17 protein-coding genes are annotated in these 19876 nt (G+C 68.1%); 10 read left to right on the forward strand and 7 right to left on the reverse strand.

Annotation, left to right across the window (positions count from 1 at the left end; all coding sequences use genetic code 11):
- Positions 1-5 precede the first annotated feature (5 nt).
- Positions 6-2108 (forward strand): WD40 repeat domain-containing protein, encoded by a 2103-nt coding sequence (locus tag HR086_RS05365; RefSeq protein ID WP_174465043.1) that lies wholly within the window; start codon positions 6-8, stop codon positions 2106-2108.
- Positions 2109-2202: 94 nt separating this feature from the next.
- On the opposite strand, the gene HR086_RS05370 is transcribed toward HR086_RS05365, so the two are convergent.
- A complete protein-coding gene (locus HR086_RS05370; protein WP_174465044.1) occupies positions 2203-2838 on the reverse strand; it encodes a TetR/AcrR family transcriptional regulator in 636 nt (211 codons plus the stop codon).
- 20 nt (positions 2839-2858) lie between these two features.
- The gene (locus HR086_RS05375; RefSeq protein ID WP_141640805.1) at positions 2859-3599 is read right to left on the reverse strand and encodes a 3-oxoacyl-ACP reductase family protein; all 741 of its coding nucleotides are present in this window, start codon (positions 3597-3599) and stop codon (positions 2859-2861) included.
- A 380-nt stretch (positions 3600-3979) separates the two neighbouring features.
- Between HR086_RS05375 and HR086_RS05380 the strand changes: the two genes are divergently transcribed.
- Positions 3980-4888, forward strand: coding sequence for an AraC family transcriptional regulator (locus tag HR086_RS05380; RefSeq protein WP_174465045.1), 909 nt, complete (start codon positions 3980-3982; stop codon positions 4886-4888).
- A gap of 101 nt (positions 4889-4989) precedes the next feature.
- Here HR086_RS05380 and HR086_RS05385 read toward each other — a convergent pair whose 3' ends face one another.
- Positions 4990-5706: an alpha/beta hydrolase gene (locus HR086_RS05385; RefSeq protein ID WP_174461124.1), complete on the reverse strand. Its 717-nt coding sequence runs from the start codon at positions 5704-5706 to the stop codon at positions 4990-4992.
- A gap of 273 nt (positions 5707-5979) precedes the next feature.
- Here HR086_RS05385 and HR086_RS05390 point away from each other — a divergent pair, with 273 nt between their 5' ends.
- The 5 genes from HR086_RS05390 (at position 5980) to HR086_RS05410 (ending at position 9154) form a co-directional block, all read left to right on the forward strand.
- The gene (locus HR086_RS05390) at positions 5980-6267 is read left to right on the forward strand and encodes an autorepressor SdpR family transcription factor (protein ID WP_141640803.1); all 288 of its coding nucleotides are present in this window, start codon (positions 5980-5982) and stop codon (positions 6265-6267) included.
- Complete coding sequence (locus tag HR086_RS05395) at positions 6264-6947, forward strand: SdpI family protein (RefSeq protein ID WP_174465046.1); 684 nt, start codon at positions 6264-6266, stop codon at positions 6945-6947. The genes HR086_RS05390 and HR086_RS05395 overlap by 4 nt, the downstream gene beginning before the upstream one ends.
- Positions 6948-6960: 13 nt before the next feature.
- Complete coding sequence (locus HR086_RS05400) at positions 6961-8001, forward strand: S9 family peptidase (protein ID WP_254626191.1); 1041 nt, start codon at positions 6961-6963, stop codon at positions 7999-8001.
- Between the two features lie 164 nt (positions 8002-8165).
- On the forward strand, positions 8166-8432 hold the full coding sequence (locus HR086_RS05405) for a hypothetical protein (protein WP_246136953.1): 267 nt from the start codon (positions 8166-8168) through the stop codon (positions 8430-8432).
- A 74-nt stretch (positions 8433-8506) separates the two neighbouring features.
- Positions 8507-9154: a hypothetical protein gene (locus HR086_RS05410; protein WP_174457833.1), complete on the forward strand. Its 648-nt coding sequence runs from the start codon at positions 8507-8509 to the stop codon at positions 9152-9154.
- Positions 9155-9197: 43 nt separating this feature from the next.
- Here the strand turns inward: HR086_RS05410 and HR086_RS05415 are convergent, their stop codons facing one another.
- From HR086_RS05415 to HR086_RS05425, 3 genes are all read right to left on the reverse strand, one after another.
- Entirely contained in the window at positions 9198-9395 is a 198-nt protein-coding gene (locus HR086_RS05415; protein ID WP_141640799.1) for a hypothetical protein, read from the reverse strand.
- 395 nt (positions 9396-9790) lie between these two features.
- Positions 9791-11869, reverse strand: a complete 2079-nt coding sequence (locus HR086_RS05420; RefSeq protein WP_174465047.1) for a sodium-translocating pyrophosphatase — start codon at positions 11867-11869, stop codon at positions 9791-9793.
- 587 nt (positions 11870-12456) lie between these two features.
- The gene (locus HR086_RS05425) at positions 12457-14706 is read right to left on the reverse strand and encodes a S41 family peptidase (protein WP_174465048.1); all 2250 of its coding nucleotides are present in this window, start codon (positions 14704-14706) and stop codon (positions 12457-12459) included.
- Between the two features lie 184 nt (positions 14707-14890).
- On the opposite strand from HR086_RS05425, the gene HR086_RS05430 reads away from it, so the two are divergent.
- From HR086_RS05430 to HR086_RS05440, 3 genes are all read left to right on the forward strand, one after another.
- On the forward strand, positions 14891-15403 hold the full coding sequence (locus HR086_RS05430) for a hypothetical protein (protein ID WP_174457836.1): 513 nt from the start codon (positions 14891-14893) through the stop codon (positions 15401-15403).
- 43 nt (positions 15404-15446) lie between these two features.
- Complete coding sequence (locus HR086_RS05435; protein ID WP_141640795.1) at positions 15447-16175, forward strand: SDR family NAD(P)-dependent oxidoreductase; 729 nt, start codon at positions 15447-15449, stop codon at positions 16173-16175.
- A 103-nt stretch (positions 16176-16278) separates the two neighbouring features.
- Entirely contained in the window at positions 16279-18321 is a 2043-nt protein-coding gene (locus HR086_RS05440; RefSeq protein ID WP_174465049.1) for a WD40 repeat domain-containing protein, read from the forward strand.
- Positions 18322-18384: 63 nt separating this feature from the next.
- On the opposite strand, the gene HR086_RS05445 is transcribed toward HR086_RS05440, so the two are convergent.
- Positions 18385-19677, reverse strand: a complete 1293-nt coding sequence (locus tag HR086_RS05445; protein ID WP_254626192.1) for an adenylate/guanylate cyclase domain-containing protein — start codon at positions 19675-19677, stop codon at positions 18385-18387.
- Positions 19678-19876: the final 199 nt, after the last annotated feature.

The following is a 19876-nucleotide window of genomic DNA, read 5'->3' on the forward strand; positions in this document are numbered from 1 at the left end:
CAGACATGCGCGGACCGAGCTGGCGACTGGTGATTCTGGCGTGGGTGCTCACCTCCTGTGCGGCTCGCCCCGCCCTCCGCCAGGCCGAGGTCCTTCAACCCTCCCCGACCGAGCAGGACCTCCGCGCACGCGTGTATCTGGCGAAGGGGGACGCAGCCCTCGAATCCCGGCAGTGGGGGCTCGCCGTGGGCTACTTCTCCGTGGCTCGCGCGACGCAGGACTCCGCCGAGGCCCAATGGGGCCTGGGCTGGGCAACGGACCGGGCCTCCCGCCAGCTCTGGACGACGAAGACAGAGGGCTCCGTGCTCGCGGCGGCCTTCTCGCCGGACGGGAAGCTGCTGGCCTCGGCGGGCTTCGACGCCGTCATCCGTCTCTGGAACACGGCCAGCGGTGAGCCGGTGGCGGAGCTGAAGGGCCATGCGGCGGAGGTGCACGCCGTCGCGTTCTCTCCGGACGGCCGCCTGCTGGCCTCCGCCGGACGACCGGGAGAGATTCGCCTCTGGGATGTTCGCAAGGGCCAGCAGGTGGCCGTCTTCCAGGGACACACCGATGTCGTGCGGGGACTGGCTTTCGCCCCCAGCGGGAACCAGCTCGCGTCATGCGGATTGGACAAGACCGTGCGCGTCTGGGACGTGGCGACAGGCACGGAGCAACTGCGTTTCGAGCACGACGCGTATGCCGTCGCCGTGGCCTTTTCGGGGGACGGCCGATGGCTGCTGTCGACGAGCATGGACAAGACCGCTCGCGTCTGGGACCTGGAGACCCGCGAGGCGCTCCATCGCCTCACCGGCCATGAGGAGATGGTGGTGTCGGCCGCCTTCTCCGCCGATGGAAGCCTCGCCATGTCGGCGGCCTCGGACCATTCCATCCGCTTCTGGAATCCCCGGTCCGGGCAGCTCGTCGACGTGTTGAGAATTCAGGCCGACATCTCGACGACAGCCATCGACCCTCTGTTCCGGCTCGTCGTCCAGGCGGGCTGGGATGGGCGCGTGCAGCTCTTCGATGCGCGCAGCGGCGAACTGTTGGAGCGCCTGGATGCCCACCGCGCCGCCGTGGCGTGCATCGCCTTGTCGCCGGATGGACGCACCTTCGCGTCCGGGGGAATGGATGGAGCGCTGCATGTCTGGGCCCGGCCCGCCTCACCCGCCGAGGTCCTGCTTCGAGGTCACGAGGCCTGGGTGGAAGCGCTGGCCTTCACCCAGGAACAGGAGCTCCTCACCGGGGCGGAGGACGGCGTGCGCCGCTGGAACCTCGCGGACAGGAGCGCCCCCGCATCACGAGCAGAGCGCACGGAGGCGGTGGTCTCGCTCACGTCGAGCCCGGACCGTCGGCTTCTCGCCGCGGGCACACTGACGGGACAGGTGCGCTTGCTCGAAGCCGCCACGGGCCGGCAGCTCCGTGAGCTGTCCACGGTGAAAGGCTCGGTGCGGGCGCTCGCCTTCAGTCCGGACGGGAAGGTCCTGGCCGTGGGTAATGAGCGGGACGTCTCCTTGTGGTCGGTGCCGGACGGCGTGCTGCTCGGGCGACTCGTCGGGCACACGGGGAAGCTCTGGGCCCTGGCCATCGACTCGACGGGGACGCGGCTTGCCTCCGGAGGCGCGGACAAGGTCGTGCGTCTCTGGGACCTGGCGCGACGCCAGCCCCTGCGCCAGTGGGACGTCGGAGACCGCGTCCGCGCACTCGCCTTCACGCCGGGCGACAACCACCTGGTGACGGCGGGGATGAAGCAGCCCATCCGGCTCTGGAACGCCAGCGATGGCCTCCTGCTGAAGAGCATGGATGAGGGCGCCGTGGGCGTGCTGTCGCTGAGCGTGTCGCCCGATGGCAGGTTCCTGGCCTCCGGCGGCATGGACATGCGGGTGAAGGTCTGGAGCCTTCCCAGCGGGGAGTTGCTGGGCAGCGTCCGGGGCCAACAGGGCTTTGTCTCGGCGGTGGCCTTCTCACCTGGGATGTCCGTGCTGGCTTCGGCATCCTCCGACCGCACCCTCCGACTCCTCCACTTCGACACCCTGGAGCATCCTCCGCCCGCGGGAGCACCCCTCTCGGAGACCTTGCTGCGTCATGGGCTCGTCTGGGACGAAGCGCGGCTCGTCATCCAGAACCGCTAAAGGCCCTCGACTTCAGCCTCGGCACCCACGAGCCCGCGCGGATGAATTGCCCAAGGGGGCGAGAGTCGACGGCTCCTGGCTCGTTGATGACAGCTCAACCGGCGACAGGTGGCCACGCGAGCATCGCGGCATCGATGATGGCGGTCAGCTTCTCGACGGAAGCACCATCGCGGGCCTGGATGGACAGTCCCTCGAGCACCGTGGTGTAGAACGCGGCGAGCTTCTCCACGGGAGCGGACTTGGGAAGCTCTCCGTTGGCGACTCCCCGCTGGAGCCGGCGCTTCAACGCGCGCTCACCGCTCAGGCGGTTCTCCGCGAGGAAGGTCCGCACCGCCTCGTTCTCCGGCGCACCCAACAGCGACGCCAGGACAATCATGCACCCCCGTGGCTTGTCGGCGGCGGTATAGGCCCGTGCATTGGCGCGCAGCATGTCCTCCACCGCCGCGCGCGCGGAGGTCGCTTCCTCCAGGCTGCGTGAGACATGGATGCCTTCGGTCCGGTCATAGAGTTCGACGGCTTCGCGGAAGAGCTCCTCCTTGCAGCCGAAGATGGAATAGAGGCTGGGCTTGTTGACACCCATCGCCTTGACCAGGTCCTGGATGGACGTGCCTTCGTAGCCACGTGCCCAGAAGACACGCATGGCCTCGACGAGCGCCTCGTCGCGGTCGAACCCTCGGGGCCGCCCCATCACGGAGACGGGCTTCTGCTTCTTCGCCTTCTTCGTCGTCATCTGTCGCCTGCTGCCGCGGGTCACGCGGTGAAGCCGCCATCGACCGCGATCGAAGCCCCCGTGATGAAGCGCCCGCTCGGGCCCGCCAGATGTCCGACGGTGGCGGCGATGTCCTCGGGTCGAGCGAAGTGCTTGACCGCCATGAGCGCCAGCTCGGCCGAGACCTGGGGGCCATCCGCCGGATTCATGTCCGTATCGGTCGACCCGGGGTCGACCACGTTCACGGTGATGCCTCGCTCACCGACTTCCCGCGCCAGGCCCTTCGTGAGGCCCACCAGCGCGGACTTGCTCATCGCGTAGAGCGTGACGCCGCCATAGGGAACGCGCTGAGCGAAGCACGAGCCGATGGAGATGATGCGGCCACCGTGGGTCATGTGGGCGAGCGCGGCTTGAGCGGCGACGAACACGCCTCGGACGTGGACCGCCAGGGTCCGGTCGATTTCCTCGAGGGAGACGCCTTCAAACGGTCCGGACGGGAAGATGCCGGCGTTGTTGACGAGGATGTCGAGGCGCCCCAGCTCCGACGCCGCGCGCTCCACGGCTTGCCGGACCGCGTGGGCGTCACCACTGTCCGCCTGGATGGCCACGCAGCGGCGGCCCTGCGCCGTGAGCTCATCCACCAGCGCGGCCGCCTTCTCCCCGGAGCTCGCATAGGTGAAGGCGACGTCCGCGCCGCCCCTCGCCAGATGCCGGACGATGGCGGCGCCGATTCCCCGCGTACCACCCGTCACCAATGCCGCCTTGCCACTGAACTCCGCCATGTCGGCCTCAACTTATGTACCGGTCGTTTAAAATATCTAGAGCCCGAGGTCTCCCTCGTCAACACTTTTTAACCGACCAGTTCATATGTGCGTGTGGGCCGCCCCGCCCGCGCGCGAGGGTGGCGTCACCCTCACTGACACCGCCCCCTCCATGGCGTGGACAGACTGCTTTGGCGGCCGGATGGACATGTGGCCTTGGCCTGGGAGGTATCCCGTTGATCGAGACGCGACATCTGACTTCAACGGCCTGCCGCCGTCAGAAGTTCTCCCCCACGGACGACGCCGTACTCCATCATTCCCGCATCGGAGCCAATCATCGTTTACGGAGAAATCGGCCATATGTAGGATGACCGATGGTTCTTGGTTCCGCGGGGGCTCCCATGACGGATTCGCGCTCGACTCGACGGGATGAACGTTCTTTCACCTCGGCCTTTGGGGCACAGCTCCAGTCCCGTGTGCTCCAGCGCTCAAACCTGGTCGCCGGCGAGTTCCGGTCCGACGCCCCCAACGAGCTCATCACGGGCGAGGTGCCGCGCGACGATGCATATGTGCTCACACTGCATCTGCGAGAACGACCGCGAGGCGCCATGCGCGCGGAGAACCGCTGGATACAGCCGCAGAACTTCCACGCGGGGCATGCCGGCATCGTCGACCTGCGCTCGAAACTGACCTCGGAGTACGCCGGGCCGTTTCACTACGTGAGCATCTACCTGAAGCGACAGGCACTCGGGGCCTATGCCGCGGACGCGGGTGCTCGCACGCTCGACGAGCTGCGCCACCAGCCTGGCGTCGGCTTCTCGGACCCCGTCGTGAAACACCTACTGCTCGCACTACGTCCCGCGTTAGCCGCTCCGGAGGAGGTCAGCACGCTCTACGCCGACCACGTGGCGCTCGCACTCGTCACGCATCTGGCGAGCGGTTACGGTGCCTTCCACGCAGCGCGAACGAACCTGCGAGGTGGACTGAGTCCGGTGCACGCACGACGCGTCAAAGAACTCATTGATTCGCGCCTGGACGGTTCGGTTTCTCTCGCTGACCTCGCGCGTACGTGCGGGCTTTCCGAGCGGCATTTCGCGCGCGCCTTTCGCGAGACCACCGGCCAGCCGCCGCACCGCTGGCTCGTCGGGCGGCGGCTGGAGAAGGCTCGACAATTGCTCGAGGCGGCCACCCAGTCACTGAGCGAAATCGCCGTGGCCTGTGGATTTGCCAATCAGAGCCACTTCACGCGCACGTTCACGCGAGTGGTCGGAACGAGCCCGGGCGCCTGGCGACGCCAGCACCTGCGCTGAGACACCATCTCCCTGGGCTCGGGCGGCGCGCAACCACGGCGCTCACTTCCGAGATCGCCTTCGGCCGCGAGACGTAGACGGCGTGGCCGCCGGCAACCTGGCTACTGGGCCTTGGCCGCGAGTGACCTGGCCGCATCGGAGATGATCGCGGCAACCTGCTTCGGTCGCGAGACATAGACCGCATGACTGGCGGCGACTTCTCTGACCGTCGCGCCGGCGCGCTTGGACATGTTGCGCTGGGCCGCCGGCGGGATCATCCGGTCATCCGACGCAACCAGGTACCAACTCGGCTTCGTCTTCCACGCGGGCTGCGAGATCTTCCCTCCCAGCGCCTCCACCCCCCAGGGCACCTGGGAATCGGCCATGAACGCAGCCGTGTCCGCATCGACGTCAGCCGCGAAGGACGCGCGGAACTTGGCGCGGTCGAGGAACAGGAAGCCGTCCTGCGGCGGCAGGATGGGCGGGACCGGCGCGTCGGGCGGGGGGTTGGCGATGAGCGACGAGACCGACTCACCCGCATCGGGTGCGAACGCGGAGATGTACACGAGCCCGACCACCTTCGGGTCGTTCCCTGCCTCGGTGACCACGACGCCGCCATAGGAGTGACCGACGAGCAGCACGGGGCCCGTCTGCGCGGCGATGGCGCGCTTCGTGACCGCGACGTCGTCGGCCAGGGACAGCGTGGGGTTCTGCACGACGGTGACGTTGTAGCCCTCCTTCTTCAGGAGCTTGTGGACGGACGCCCAGCCCGCGCCGTCGACGAATCCGCCATGAATCAAGATGATGCTGACTGCCATTGCAGCCGTAGGGGAAGCCATGGGTTCTCCTTGTCCGCTTGTGCTGATGGGGTTTGCGCTGCGGGGCACGACTTGCGTTGCGCACCGTGCGACCCCAATAGGAGCGGGCATCCCATTGCACAAGCACCCGAGCCTTCCCCCCACGCGCTTCGTGACCGGATTGGCCAAGGCGCGGCAAGAACGTGAAAGGGAGAGGCGGAATCACCCAGGGCACACGTCTCCCCTCCCCTGCCCCCTTGACAGGATTTTCGAAGTCGTTATTTTGAAACCCATCAAACAATCAAAAAGGTAGCGATGCGGACGCAGGAAGTCTTCAAGGCGATTTCGGACCCGACCCGGCGCAAGGTGCTCAAGCTCCTGCAGGGCGGCTCGAAGAGCGCGGGGGAGCTCGCGGAGGCGTTCGACATCACGAAGGGGTCGTTGTCGCATCACTTCAACGTCCTCAAGGCCGCCGACCTGGTGCGCTGCGAGCGACGCGGACAACAAATCGTCTACTCCCTCAACACGACTGTGTTCGAGGACGTAGCGGCCCTGCTTCTCGACCTCTTCAAGGTCGACAAGCCGAATGGAGAAGAGCGATGAGAATCAGCCGCGCGAACGTGCTGAGCCTGGGACTCGTCATCGCGTCGTTCGTGATGGCGGCCGTGCTCTACAGCCGACTCCCGGAAGCGATACCCACCCACTGGAATGCGCGAGGAGCCGTGGATGGCCACACGCCGAAACCGTGGGGGCCCTTCGTCCTGCCGTTGATGATGGCCGGCATCTATCTATTGCTGGTGGTGCTCCCCCGGATTTCGCCCAAGGGCTACCGCATTGAGCGGTTTCAGGGTGTCTTCGAATTCGTCCTGGCGACGACGCTCGCGTTCCTTTTCCTGATGAATGCCTTGCTCCTGCTCGCGGGCATCGGGACCGCCGTGCCCATGGAGCGCGTGGTTCCCGCGGCGACGGGTCTGCTCTTCGTGCTCCTGGGCAACGTCATGGGGAAGCTCACCAAGAACTTCTTCGTTGGCATCCGAACCCCCTGGACGCTGGCGAGCGACGAAGTCTGGCTTCGCACGCACCGCCTGGGCGGAAGACTCTTTGTCCTCGCGGGCATCGTCATCTTCGTCTCGGGGCTGCTGGGCGCCGGGCCGAACCCCGTGCTCGTGGCCGTTTCCATCGCCTGCATCATCCCTGTCATCTACTCGTACGTCCTCTATCGCCGCATCGAGGGGGGCAAAGGCAGGTCGACGAACAACGAAGGCCCACGACGTTTCGTGTGACGAGGAGAGCCACATGCTTCGCGCTGCCTGTCGCCCATCAGACGCCGCCCCTCATCGGGCGAAGATGCTTGGAGTCATCACCCTGGTCGCCGCGGCCTGTGCGAGTTCGCCGGAGCCTCGTGTGTCGGAGCCCGCCCCCGCGAAGGTCGTCGTGCAGCCCACGTCCGCCACGCCCGCCGTCAACGGCGCCGCGTTCCGGACCGAGGAAGTCTCCGTGGGACGAGCGCCGTTCCTGCTGAAGGGCACGTTGACGGTGCCGACCGGGAGCGGCCCATTCCCTGGCGTCGTCCTGGTCCACGGCTCCGGTCCCCATGACAGGGATGAGAGCATTGGCCCCAACAAGCCCTTCAAGGATATCGCCGAGGGGCTTTCGTCTCGCGGCATCGCCGTCCTGCGCTACGACAAGCGAACCTTTCAGTACGGCCCGCAGCTCACGAACTTCTCCATCGACGATGAGGTCGTCGTGGATGCAGTCACGGCCGTGGGCGTCCTCAAGGCACGTCCGGAGATTCATCCCGAGCGGGTCTTCGTGGTGGGGCACAGCCTGGGCGCCCTCCTCGCTCCGGAGATCGCGGTCCTCGCGGCGCCCGTCGCGGGCGCGGTCCTGTTGGCACCTCCCGGACGTCCGCCCTGGGACCTGGTGCTCGCACAACTGAGGTATCTCGAAGTACCGGCCGAGAAGCTCGCCGAGTTCGAGCAGACCGTGGGCCTGCTGAAGGCAGGAAAGCTCGGCACCGGGACACTGCTGGGAGCGCCCGCCGCGTATTGGCAGGACTGGGCGTCACGCGACGGCGTCGCCATGGCCCGGAAGCTCCAGCGCCCCATCCTCATCATGCGAGGCGCACGGGACTACCAGGTCACCGACGAGGACCTGACGTCCTGGAGAAGTGGTCTCGAAAGCGTTGCCCAGGTCGAGGTGGTGACTGTTCCGGAGAACAATCACCTGTTCATCAAAGGCACCGGCAAACCCGGGCCCGCCGAATACGCGGTCCCAGGTCATGTGGACGAGCAGGTCGTCGAGAAGCTCGCGTCCTTTCTCCTCTCCAAGCCGTAGCGCCGGCTCCGTTCGACGTGCGCCCTCGGGGGCATGGTAGACAGAGGGGCATGGATGCGACGCACGCTCCGTGCCCCCTACATCCCGAGCGCCCCGCGGAGGGGACCTGCAGCCGCTGTGGCACCTTCCTGTGTGAAAGGTGCCGCAAGTGGCAGGTGGGACGGATGCTCTGCTCGCGCTGTCACACGGTGGCGTTGGGGGAGAAACCCTCTCAGCGCGCGACGCTGGCGCTCATCTTCGCCACCGTGGGCTTCATCGGCTTCGTGCCGGGACTCGTGGGGCTCGTGCTGGGCTACCAGGAGCTGGCGGCCATCCGGCGCGGCACCTCACCGGGCTCGGGCGAGGGCTGGGCCCTGCTCGCTCGCAACGTGGGCTGGTTCCACCTGACGGTGCTGCTCATCATCGGCCTGGGATGGATGGCGCGGAGCTGAGCTTTGCATCGCCCCGCTCCCGACGGCTAGCGTCGGCCTCTCGACCCGGTCCGGGTCAGAGATGAGGGCTTCACATGGGTGCGAAGAAGCTGGCGCTGGAGGAGGGCGGGCCGCAGCGACTGGAGCTGTCGTGGGGACTGGCCTGGAAGAAGTTCACGGTCATCCTCGATGGCAAGGTCGTGGGGACCACGGACGGCGGGTCGTCCGCGCTCAAGAAGGGCGTGAACTTCACGCTCCCGGACGGAAGCACCCTGAGCGTTCAAATCCAATCCGGGGTGTTCAACGTGGAGCTGGCGGTGCTGCGCAACGGGCTGCCCCTGCCCGGGTCCTCCACGGACCCCGAGCAGCGGATAAAGTCCGCCGCGTACATGCTCTACTTCCTGGCGGGCTTGAACACCCTGCTCGGCGTGGTCGCCATGGTGACGGAGAATGAGGAGCTGACAGCCCTGGGGATGGGCGTGGGCTCCCTCCTCTTCGGCGCGGTGACCGCGGTGTTCGGCTTCTTCACCTATCGCGGCACCCGCGCGGGCCCCATCCTCGCCATCCTCCTGTATCTCAGCGACACGGTCCTGACGGTGATGGACACCATCAACCAGGGCGGCAAACCCCAGGTCTTCGGCCTCATCATCCGCGCCTATATCGTCATCACGCTCGTCAAGGCGGCGCAGGCCGCGGGCGAGCTGAAGCGCCGTGGCGAAGCGGGCGTGTCTCTCCAGCCCTGACGCCCGAATCCCAGACGCCGACGCGCCTGGCGCGCGGTCGGCGTCAACGGACCACTTGCTCCCGCTGCATCAGGGGCGCGACCTGGCGCTGGATGGCTTGCAGTTGATGGAGCTTGTCCCTCAGCGAGTCGCGCAGCTCGCGCATGTCGGTGTGGATGACCTCGTCATGCAGGTCCTCGATGCTTTCAGCCAGACAGGCGTAGAGGAGATGAATCTGCTGCTGGGAGAGCTCCAGGACCATGGGACACCTCTCTGACAGCGGAACAGCGGTGGCACTCATCCCTCACACCCGAGGGAGCGGGTGCGAGCGCGTCAGGCTCGCGAGGGTCGCTGCTGCTGCCCCCCCATGCCTGGTGCGCAGGCGGTCGCGAAACACCCCGAAAGGTAGCACGCGCGCACGCACCACCCCGGTGCCCCGCATGGGGGAGTCCGCGAGGTGTTCGCTGTCTGACATTGGAGGAGCGAGCCGCTTGCGGGCTCACGCGTCCAGGAGGTGCGCGGGGGCAAAGGCCGCGTCTTCCTCCCGTCGGAGCTTCCGAGGACTCCCGCGGCCCCTGGAGGAGGCCGCGAGGTCCGTGCCACTGACCGCCGTGCGGCGGCGCCTCGGAACCGAGGCGCCGCGCCACATCACGCGGACTACCGGAGCGCGATGAGGGAGGCCACGAGCAGCGAGACGACGCTCATGACCTTGATGAGGATGGCGACGCCAGGACCCGAGGTGTCCTTGAACGGGTCGCCCACCATGTCGCCGACGACGGCGGCCTTGTGGACGTGCGAGCCCTTCGCGTGGCCCGGCAGCTTGCCCTTCTCGATGTACTTCTTGGCGTTGTCCCACGCGCCACCCGCGTTGGCCATGTAGAGGGCCATGGTGGCGCCGACGACGAGCGCACCGGCCAGGAGGCCCGCCAGGGCGCTGGGCCCCAGCACGTAGCCCACCAGCGGCGGGGCGACGACGGCGACGAGGCCCGGGAAGATCATCTCGCGCAGCGCGCTCTTGGTCGCGATGTCGACGATCTTCTTGGGGTCGGGGTCCGCCTTGAGCTCCATCAGGCCCGGAATCTCGCGGAACTGACGGCCAATCTCCTCGACGATGGCACCCGCCGCGCGACCGACGGCGAGCATCGTGGAGGCGCCCACCATGAACGGCAGGATGGAGCCGAGCAGCATGCCCACGATGACCTTCGGGTTGGTCAGCAACAGGCTCATCTCCGGCAGACCCGCCGCGACGCGCGTGTGGTTGACCTCCATGTTGAACGCCGAGAAGAGCGCGATGACGGTGAGCGTCGCCGAGCCGATGGCGAAGCCCTTGCCGATGGCCGCCGTGGTGTTGCCCACCGCGTCCAGCTCGTCGGTGATGGCGCGGACCTCGGGGCCCAGGCCGGACATCTCGGAGATGCCACCCGCGTTGTCGGAGATGGGGCCGTAGGCGTCCACCGTCATCACGACGGCGGTGCCACCCAGCATGCCCACCGCGGACAGCGCGATGCCGTACAGGCCGAGCGCCTGGTCGGCGATGTAGGCCACCAGCGCGATGGTGGCCATGGAGATGCCCACGCTCTCCATGCCGACGGCGAGGCCGCGGATGAGGTTGGTGCCGGCGCCGGTGATGGACGCCTCCGCGATGCGCTGCACGGGCGTGGAGGACGTGTAGTAGTCCGTGACGAGGCCGATGATGGCGCCGCCGAAGGCGCCCGCGGCCAGGGCCACCGTGATGTTCTGGGAGAGTCCGAACACGTTCATCATCACGAACGACAGGCCCACCAGGATGACAGGGGGCAGGATGAGGGCGCTGCGCAGCACCTGCGCGGGGTTCATCTTCTTGAGGGCGCGCGCGATGAAGATGCTCAGCAGGCTGACGATGAGGCCCACCGCGGACAGCACCAGCGGGAGCACCACGCCGGCCACCTTCGCGCCTCCCGTGGCCGAGGAGTCGACGACGAGGCGGGAGAGCTCCGTGGCGTTGGCCGTCAGGGCAATCGCCATGGCCGCGACGATGGCGGCCACCATGGACTCGTAGATGTCGGCGCCCATGCCGGCCACGTCGCCCACGTTGTCGCCCACGTTGTCGGCGATGACGCCGGGGTTGCGCGGGTCGTCCTCGGGGATGTTCTCGATGACCTTGCCGGCGATGTCGGAGCCGACGTCCGCGGCCTTGGTGTAGATGCCGCCGCCCACGCGCGCGAAGAGCGCGATGGAGCTGGCCCCCACGGCGAACGAGTGGAGGATGGGCGACAGCTGCGCGTGGCCCTTGAAGAAGTAGTAGACGCCGCCCATGCCAATCAGGCCCAGGCCGGCGACGGCGAGCCCCATCACCGCGCCGCCATCCAGGGCGACCAGGAGCGCGTTCGGCTTCGAGCCGGTGCGAGCGGCCTGCGCGGTGCGCACGTTCGCGAACGTCGCGGCCTTCATGCCGATGTAGCCCGCGAGCAGCGACAGGAACGCGCCCACCACGAAGCTCACGCTCGCGAGACCGCCGAGGGCCCAGCCGATGAACACCGCGATGACCGCGCAGTACACCGCGAGCACCTTGTACTCACGGACGAGGAACGCCATCGCGCCTTCGCGGATGTAGCCCGCGATGCGATTCATCGTCGCGTCGCCGTCGGGGAGTGCCTTGACCCGGAAGTAGAAGAACGCAGAGAAGAGCAGCCCCACGGCGCCGATGACACCCGGTGCGATTGCCCAGAAATTCGACTCGAGACTCGACAACTCCATCCAATCCTCCAGAGCAGTCCCCGGGGCTGATATCCCCCCTCTGGGGCGCTCGCGTGCCGCGCACGTTGCGAGCAGGCCCTATACGGGATTTCCACCGAACCTGGGAGCCTTCTGGGAGCGATCAGGGAGGCGGCCTGTCGAGGGAGGGCGCTGGTGCAGGGAGGCGAAGAAGGGCTCATGACGCCCGCTCTCACGCCTCCACGGGGAAGGGGATTCACTCCGAGTCATTCTCGGCGAGCGCCTGGCCGGGGAGCGGGGAGCATCCGCTCCCAGTGTCACATCCCGGGAGGGAGCCAGGCCGCACGCACCCAGAGCGAAATCATGGTCTGTGTTTCACCCGTGGGGTGAATCCCGACTTCTTCGTCCGCGCCCGTTTCACCGGGCGGAAGCGGTGCTCAGCGCCTGTATCAGGGCTCGCGGAGACGACGCCTGCCCGCCCTGGGAAGGGCGGATCGGCTGTCCATCTTCTTGGTGGATGTAGACATGTTTATCTCGAAATCTCTTATTCCAGAGAAGACGTGAACGCCACGCATGCGCCCCGGCCCTGGCGCATGCGTGGCGGCACCGACGAAGACGGGAGGCGCCGCTCAGCGACTCGAGGACGCGGGCTTGTTGGGGGGCTCCGCGCGCAGAATCTGGAGCGCGCGCTCCAGCAGCTCGTCACGACCCGCCTGGAGTCCCGCCACCGTCGGCCGCAGCTTCACGTCGGGCTCCAGGCCCTTGCGCTGCAGTTGCCGGCCGTCCCCGTGGAGCACTTGCTGGCCGGTGAAATAGAAGGAGATGTCTCCGGGCAGTATCGCCTCGGTGACGTCGCCATTGGTGCCCGCGGTGGCGCTGCCCACGAAGACGGTATCCGCCGCGGCCTCCAGCATCAGCCCGGTGTGCTCGGCCTGGCTGATGGTGCGCGAGTCGATCAACGTCACCGTGCGGCCCCGATACTTGGGGAGGTCCGTCTCCCGCAGCCAGTCGACGTACTTCACCCAACCGACGTTCTGGCCTCCCGAGTAGGGGCGCATGTACCAGGCGAAGGGACGTGAGCCCTTCACGTCGAAGTAGGGCCCGAGCGCCCACATCGTGCCGCGGGGATAGGCGCGCAGGTCGAACACGATGCCGCGCGTGTCCTTGAGCTTCTCGAACATCGCGGGCACGTCCTGGACCTCCAGCTTCCCCAGGTCCACGAAGCCGATGTTTCCTTCCAGCAGCCGGTAGGACTCCGCCTTCGAGGGAGGCAGCTTCGCCCGAGGCGTGCGGATGAGCTTCGCCTGCTTGGGCCCCTGGGCGCCTCGCACGCCCAGGGCGGCGGTGGAGCCCGCCTCGCCCCCGAGCGCGATCAGCAGGGTCAGGTCCCGGTGGTAGCTGGCCACGGAGGCCGCCACGTAGGGGGCGACCCGGCGTGCCCGTACGTCGATGGGCTCCCCGTCGACCGTCTCGATGATGTCGCCTATCGCGAGCCCCGACGCGGAGGCCGCATCGCGCACCTCCACCACCACCGCCTTGCCGTCGAGGTCCGTCACCCAGACCGGCGGGATGGTGCCGTAGAACCGCTGGAGCTCCGGGTGGCCTCGCACCATCGCATGGGCGTCCTGGAGCCAGGTGGTCGCCTCGGCCAACGCGAGCACGTACGCCTTCGCGTCCTTCGCCGCCTCCAGCTTCTCGAGCAGCCCTGGCAGGCGGCTCTCCCAGGGCCGGTCCATCAGCTCCGGGTAGGCGAAGAAGAAGCGCACCACCGTCCAAAGCTTGGCCCCGGCCAGCAGCCGCATCTCACGAGAGGGATAGAGCGCGTCCTTGTAGGTCGGCTCCGGGCGCCAGGGGAGCGCGGGCCGAGGGAGCGCGGCCGAGGCCTTCGGCTTGGGAGGAGGGCGGGAGGCCAGCAGGAGCGCCTGGCGCATCCCTTCATCCGGGCCCTCCAGACGAACACGCGCGGGGCGACTCACATCCGCCTCCAGGGGCAGCACCGGCTCGTCCACGCTCAGCAGGGCGTTGTAGCCCTCTCCCAGCGGCAAGGTGTCCTGGTTGTTCATGGCGCCGTCATCGAGTGGGCCTTCGGCGACCAGGAGCGCCTTGCCGCGAGCGCGCAGGGCCAGGACGGGCTGGTCGATGGCGGAGTCCGTGTCGACCAGGAAGACGAGCAGCGCTGGCTTCTTGCCCGGAGTGCCCGTGACGACATCGTCCATGGGCACCCTGAACTCACTGCGGTAGAAGCCCTCCATGCCACCCTGTGGCCGCAGGCCACTGTGGCGAAGGTCGCGCAGACCGGGAACCCGCAGCTCGCCGTCGACGAGGTGGGGCAACAACGACGCCACCATCCAGGCGAGGCCGTAGCGTTTGAGACCGCGCATGCGCAAGTCCAGCACCACCGCGCGAGCCTTCGCCGCGTCCGCGTCCAGCGTCGTCCTCAACTCCTGCAACGACGCGGGGCCCTGCTCTCCCAGGAGGTTGCGCAGGTCGAGCACGAGGACATCCTTCTCCCAGCTCTTGAGCGCGCGAAGCGTGGGGGGCTGGCCCGCGTCAGGACGCTTCTCGGACTCCACCCGCGTGGCCCCGTCTCCCAGGGTCGCGAGCATGCCCTGGACCGCGGCGGCATAGGCCGCCGAGTCCCCCGCCGCCTCCACCTTGGGCAGCGCGGAGAGGAAGGCGGCATCCCACTCGGCGGGCATGGAGAAGGCCCTGGGGTGGCGGAACCGGACGTCGCCCCACAGCTTCACCAATCTCACCCGACGTTCGGCCCGGAGCGTCTCCGGCGACACCGTGACGGGAGCCTGCGCCAGGGCATTCCCCGTGACGAACAGGGCTCCCAGGCTCAACACCGACATCCATCGCAGCCAAGCGCGCTTCATCGTGCCAACCCCCATGTCGCATGGAGCCTGCGAGAGTAGCCCAGTTTCAAGAAGCCTTCGAAGGGATGGCGGCGGCACTTCGACTCCGCAATGGAGTTGGCGGGGAGCCCTGGCCCAACACATCACAAACATCATCGCCATTGAGGTCGTGCGACGCTGACACGGTCAGGGTTAGGCTGGGCGAATGCGCACCGCTCTCCTCGCCCTCCTCCTGTCTTCCATGGCCGCCACCGCGTGTTCCGCCGCGGGGCGCTCCACCCCTCCCACTCCGGAGGACTTCTTCCGCCGCCCGGACCGGGTGCAAATCTTCCTCGCGGACAATGACCAGACGTGGGACATGGGGCCCGCACGCGACGACACCACTCCTCGCAGCGGCTTCTTCCTCCTCCCCAAGGAGGGTCCCGAGCTGAGTTCGAAGCAACGCCGGGCACTGGCGGATCTCTGGGTCTCCGCCAAGGACCCCGCGTCCTATCCTCCGAGGAAGTGTGGGTTCAACCCGGACATCGCCTTCCGCTTCTGGATTGGCAAGACGTGGGCGGACGCGGTGGTCTGCTTCACGTGTCGGGAGATCGCCTTCCATGACGCGAGCGGCAAACCCATCCCCGCTGCCCAGGCAGGCTTCCTGGACGGCTTCCCTGTGATGCAGGAACTCGCGAAGCAGGCGTTTCCCGAGGGAGGCTTCAACCCGGGGTTCTGAATGGCGGCAGTGGACGTGGAGCCCCTTTCGACTGGAGGCAGCCATGGGCGCATTGGATGGGAAGCTCGCAATCATCACGGGTGGCAGCACAGGCATTGGACTGGCCATCGCCGAGCGATATGCCATTGAAGGGGCCGAGGTCGTCATCGCGGGACGGAACAAGGGGCGCATGGACGAAGCCCTCGCGCGAATCGGGCATGGCGCCCGGGGCGTGGTGACGGACGTCGGTGACGAAGCGCAGGTGCAGCGGCTCATCGACTCCGTGCCACGCGTGGACCTGCTGGTGACGTGCGCGGGCGGCGCGGTGTTCGGTCCCGTGGAGACGGTGCCGATGAGCGCCTGGCGGGCCCTCTTCAATGACCGCTTCTTCGGCCAGCTCTCCGCATGTCGCTACGCCGTCCCGAAGATGGCCGAAGGCAGCGCCATCGTGTTGTGCTCGGGCATCGCGGGCCACGCGGCGCTCGCCAACTACGCGGGCGGCGCGGGCCTGTGCGGCGCCATCAACGCCATGGGCCGCTCGCTCGCCATCGAGCTCGCGCCCAAGGGCATCCGGGTAAACGTCCTGTCTCCGGGCCTCACGCGCGACACCGCCATCGACTGGGGCGTGCCCGCCTCGCAGGTGGGCGCGTTCCTGGACACGCTCGCGAGCAACGTCCCGATGAAGCGGCCCGGTGTCCCTCGGGACATGGCCGACGCGGCCTGGTTCCTGGCGACGTGCGCCTACGCCACCGGCATGGTGCTCGACGTGGACGGAGGCTGGACGGCGGTGTGAGCGCCTCGTCGACTTGGGGCGATGTCGCGCGACCCCGCGTGAGCAGCCCCGTTCTTCCTGTCGAGGACCGGAGCGCGGCCGCCGCGCCCTGACAATCCACTCCATGCCAGGCCCCTTCATCGACCTCCACGCCCTGAACCACTCCTCCGACGAGGCCCTCGAGTCGCTGCTGAAGCAGGCTGACTTCAGCCACTTCGAGGCCCACAGGGACCTGCCTTCCCTGCGGGCGCGGCTGCGGCGACTCCAGGGCCGAAGGGGCGTCACGGACCTCCACCGGTGGGTCTCCGAGCGCGTCCTGGATATGGGCGCGCGGCTCGTGGAGACGCCGCACTCCTCGGGCGCCCAGAGTTCCTTCGCGTTGAGCCCTTCCGGAAGGCATCTGGCCGTCGCCAGCCTCCGCGTCGACGCCTGGTTCGGCTTCTTCGGGGGCGACGTGCGCATCTGGGAGTTGGCGACGGGCCGAGTCGTCGCCAGCCACGGCTTCGACAAGGGCGTGGCGAGTCGCAGGGTGTCCTCCTGCATCCAGTGGTCTCCGTCGGGCCAGTGGCTCGGCGTCGTCTTCAATGACGTCGTCATCGGCGCGCTGCGCCCCTTCTCCGAGGGCCCTCCGTCCTTCAAGGTCGACGTCACCCGGCGCTGGGGCTCGCCGGATCCCCGCTACGTCAAGCGCCCCGAGGACGTGAAGAACCTCGGACACCTTCCCGCCTGGTGCTGGTCGCCCGATGAGACGCGCCTGTTCATCTCCACCCCCGGCCCGGAGAACGGACTCGGCTGTATCGTCCCATTCCGGGAAGGTGCTTCGCTCAACGACGACTGCGCGGACGTGCGGTGGTGCCCGCCACCGCCAGTCCCGCCTCGCGACCGCCCGAACCCGGACACGTGGGTTCGCTGGAGCCGCGATGGCTCCCGCGTTCATGGCTACCGTTTTACGCCGGGAGGCGATTGGGACGAGGAGGCCTTCGATTACGTCGGCACGGGCGGCGCGTCGTCCACCGACGTCGCGAGCGGCACGAGCCAGTTCCAGCTCGGAGGCGTGAAACCACCCATCGCGTTTTCACCCGACGGTGCGCGCCTGGTCCATGACGACCAACGGCTCGAGCTCATCGATGGGCACACCGGCGAGCACCTCGCCACGCTCGTCGAACGCATCCCCGGCAAGCAGCCTCATGTCGGTATCAGCGAGGTCGTCTGGTCCTCCGATGGACGACGCCTGGCGGTGCTCATGGATGACTATGTCCATCCCACCGTCTGCATCTTCGAGGACGAAGCCTTCCTGTGTCGGCTGAAGCTCTCCGCGCTCGCTCACCCCAGTGACCAGACCGACACCCACCGTTGGGCCTGGTCCCCCGATGGCACCGTGGCCGCGTGCCTGACCACTGACGGTGGCGTCGAGCTATGGGCCATCGGGCGGAAGCCCCGCCGCCTGCGCCGGCTCACCGCCGTCAAGGGCCTCCAGGGACTGCTCTGGGGAGGCGACGACACGCTCGTGGGCATCGGTCCCTCCGCGCTCGCGTTCTGGAGCGCATCCAACGGAGAGCTGAGGACGCAGGCCTCGTTCGACCTCGAAGCGGGCCGTCTGCCCCCACCCGCGTCCTGGTGTCCCTGGCCAGAGAAGCCAGGGCAGTTCCTCCCGACGGAGCGAGGCTGGGCCTTCACCCACGTGCGGTCGGACGGCACCGTCTCCTGCCCTCCTGGACTGCTCGAGAAGCTTGAACGCCGGCTGATGTTCGCCGTCGCCGGGCAATATGCCTGGCCCTGGAGTTGGGCCCTGGGGACGCGGCACACGCGACTGGAGGACGGCGCCAGGGCACATGCGGTGAAGCACCCGACTCCTCCGCCCGGCGAACTCCCCACCAATCACTACCAGGCCCAGCCCGTCTTCACGCGGGGCCCCGACCTTTGCCGCGACAACCTCACCCCCTATATCGGTCAGGTGATGCTGGTGCGGTTCGGCTACCACGGCCTCGTCACGGACCTCGCGACCCTGTTGGAGGTCACCGGGAAAGGGGTCCGCCTCCGCACCCAGGGCCGCATCGGGCCGGGCCCCGAGGAAGTCCTTCCCTACTCCTCGATTGGTTGGATGGGGCCCGCCGTCCAGCTCGAAGCGCCCGAGTCCCTCGCGGGCGCGCCGGAAGACTCCCGCTAGCGCGAGCCCCGGGTGCGCCACGGACCGACGTGGAAAGAGGCGACGGCGGAGCCGAGGTTTCACTCAACCGTGTGGAGTGACGACCCGTGCCCCGACAGGCCCCGCGAGGAGCGCGATGCCCACGCCGGGCACGAAGGTGGCCACCGGCTCGCTCTTTCCCTTCACCGCCACCGGGGTCGCGGGGGACCAGGTGAAGGTCTCTCCCGCGTTGGCGCGCGTGGTCGCGGACACGAGCAGCGGCGTTCCCACCTGCTTGGTGAGCCCTTCGATGCGGCTGGCCAGGTTCACCGCGTCGCCAATCACCGTGTACTCACGCCGCTGGGTGCTTCCCACGTCCCCCACGACGACGCGGCCAGTGTGGATGCCAATGCCGATGCGCAGCGGCTCCTCGCCCCGCGCCACGCGCTCCTCATTGAGCGCTGTCAGCGCGTCGAGCATCTCCAGCCCGCACGCCACCGCCGCGCGCGCATGCTCCGGGTGGTCCAGAGGCGCGCCGAAGTACGCGAGGATGCCGTCGCCGATGAACTTGTCGAGCGTCCCGCCATGGCGGAACACCACCTCCACCATGCGCGACAGGTACTCGTTGAGCAGCGCCACCACCCGGGGGCTGTCCATCTGCTCGGACATGGAGGTGAAGTCTCGGATGTCGGAGAACAGCAGCGTCACCTCGCGATGCTGGCCATTCGCCAGTCCCGTGCCCCGCTCCGCGATGTGGCGAGCCACCTCGGGGGAGAAGTAGCGCCCCAGCCGCTCGAGCCGGGCCTGCTCGCGGGAGATGCCGTGCAGCAGGCGTTGAATGCGGTGCGTGGCGTAGCCGAGCGTCAGGGCCGTGACGCCGAGGATGACGACGAGCACGGGGGCGAGATTCCACGCGCCAGGCTCGCCCAGCTTCATCAGGGTGACCGTGAAGCCCATGCTCATCACCGCGCAGAGCGCGACGGTGCCCACGTCCAGCGACAGCACCGACAACGCGAGGAGCACGCAATACACCCCGCAGGACATGGGTCCCACGAGGTCGGCGGGCACTCCGGCCTGGAGGGTGACGTACTGCTGGAAGAAGACCATGGGCGCGTCCACCAGCGCCACGGCCATGCCCGCGAACCGGCACCAGCGGGCGACCCCTCCCGCCACCGCCCAGAGCGCACCCGCGAGCACCAGATATCCGCCCAGCGCCACCGGGGACGCGGGCCACGCAAGGCCCACGCTCAGGCAGAGCCAGGCGAGCACACCGACGAAGCGCAGCGCCCCCAGGCGCCGCGCCACCCGAATCTGCTCGTTGACGAGGTTGCGCTCGAAGGCGATAGACAGGTCCGGCTCAGCCGGTTCGGGAAGAGGAGTCACGAGCGTCGGAACCATGTATCGCGCACGCTACCAGAGGCCCTGGCTCACGGGGCGACGGGTGACACTCCCGGTACGGCTCACGACACACAACGACACATCGCTCCCCGTGCTCGATTTCAACGCGAGGCGCGGGACAGCGGCATGGGATGTGTCGCCGACATGTATCACGCTGCATGACAATTCATTGCGGGTCCGGTGTCTGGCGCGCTTCCGA

Origin of the sequence: Myxococcus sp. CA039A (assembly GCF_013336645.1) — a bacterium.
GTDB lineage: Bacteria > Myxococcota > Myxococcia > Myxococcales > Myxococcaceae > Myxococcus > Myxococcus llanfairpwllgwyngyllgogerychwyrndrobwllllantysiliogogogochensis.

Coding starts and splice junctions, on each gene's coding strand:
- HR086_RS05415 (WP_141640799.1), bottom strand. CDS start 9,395: ATGGTCCTGGAGCTCTCCCAGCAGCAGATTCATCTCCTCTACGCCTGT.
- HR086_RS05365 (WP_174465043.1), top strand. CDS start 6: ATGCGCGGACCGAGCTGGCGACTGGTGATTCTGGCGTGGGTGCTCACC.
- HR086_RS05410 (WP_174457833.1), top strand. CDS start 8,507: ATGGGTGCGAAGAAGCTGGCGCTGGAGGAGGGCGGGCCGCAGCGACTG.
- HR086_RS05395 (WP_174465046.1), top strand. CDS start 6,264: ATGAGAATCAGCCGCGCGAACGTGCTGAGCCTGGGACTCGTCATCGCG.
- HR086_RS05440 (WP_174465049.1), top strand. CDS start 16,279: ATGCCAGGCCCCTTCATCGACCTCCACGCCCTGAACCACTCCTCCGAC.
- HR086_RS05435 (WP_141640795.1), top strand. CDS start 15,447: ATGGGCGCATTGGATGGGAAGCTCGCAATCATCACGGGTGGCAGCACA.
- HR086_RS05380 (WP_174465045.1), top strand. CDS start 3,980: ATGACGGATTCGCGCTCGACTCGACGGGATGAACGTTCTTTCACCTCG.
- HR086_RS05430 (WP_174457836.1), top strand. CDS start 14,891: ATGCGCACCGCTCTCCTCGCCCTCCTCCTGTCTTCCATGGCCGCCACC.
- HR086_RS05390 (WP_141640803.1), top strand. CDS start 5,980: ATGCGGACGCAGGAAGTCTTCAAGGCGATTTCGGACCCGACCCGGCGC.
- HR086_RS05385 (WP_174461124.1), bottom strand. CDS start 5,706: ATGGCTTCCCCTACGGCTGCAATGGCAGTCAGCATCATCTTGATTCAT.
- HR086_RS05400 (WP_254626191.1), top strand. CDS start 6,961: ATGCTTCGCGCTGCCTGTCGCCCATCAGACGCCGCCCCTCATCGGGCG.
- HR086_RS05420 (WP_174465047.1), bottom strand. CDS start 11,869: ATGGAGTTGTCGAGTCTCGAGTCGAATTTCTGGGCAATCGCACCGGGT.
- HR086_RS05425 (WP_174465048.1), bottom strand. CDS start 14,706: ATGAAGCGCGCTTGGCTGCGATGGATGTCGGTGTTGAGCCTGGGAGCC.
- HR086_RS05445 (WP_254626192.1), bottom strand. CDS start 19,677: ATGGTTCCGACGCTCGTGACTCCTCTTCCCGAACCGGCTGAGCCGGAC.
- HR086_RS05405 (WP_246136953.1), top strand. CDS start 8,166: ATGCTCTGCTCGCGCTGTCACACGGTGGCGTTGGGGGAGAAACCCTCT.
- HR086_RS05375 (WP_141640805.1), bottom strand. CDS start 3,599: ATGGCGGAGTTCAGTGGCAAGGCGGCATTGGTGACGGGTGGTACGCGG.
- HR086_RS05370 (WP_174465044.1), bottom strand. CDS start 2,838: ATGACGACGAAGAAGGCGAAGAAGCAGAAGCCCGTCTCCGTGATGGGG.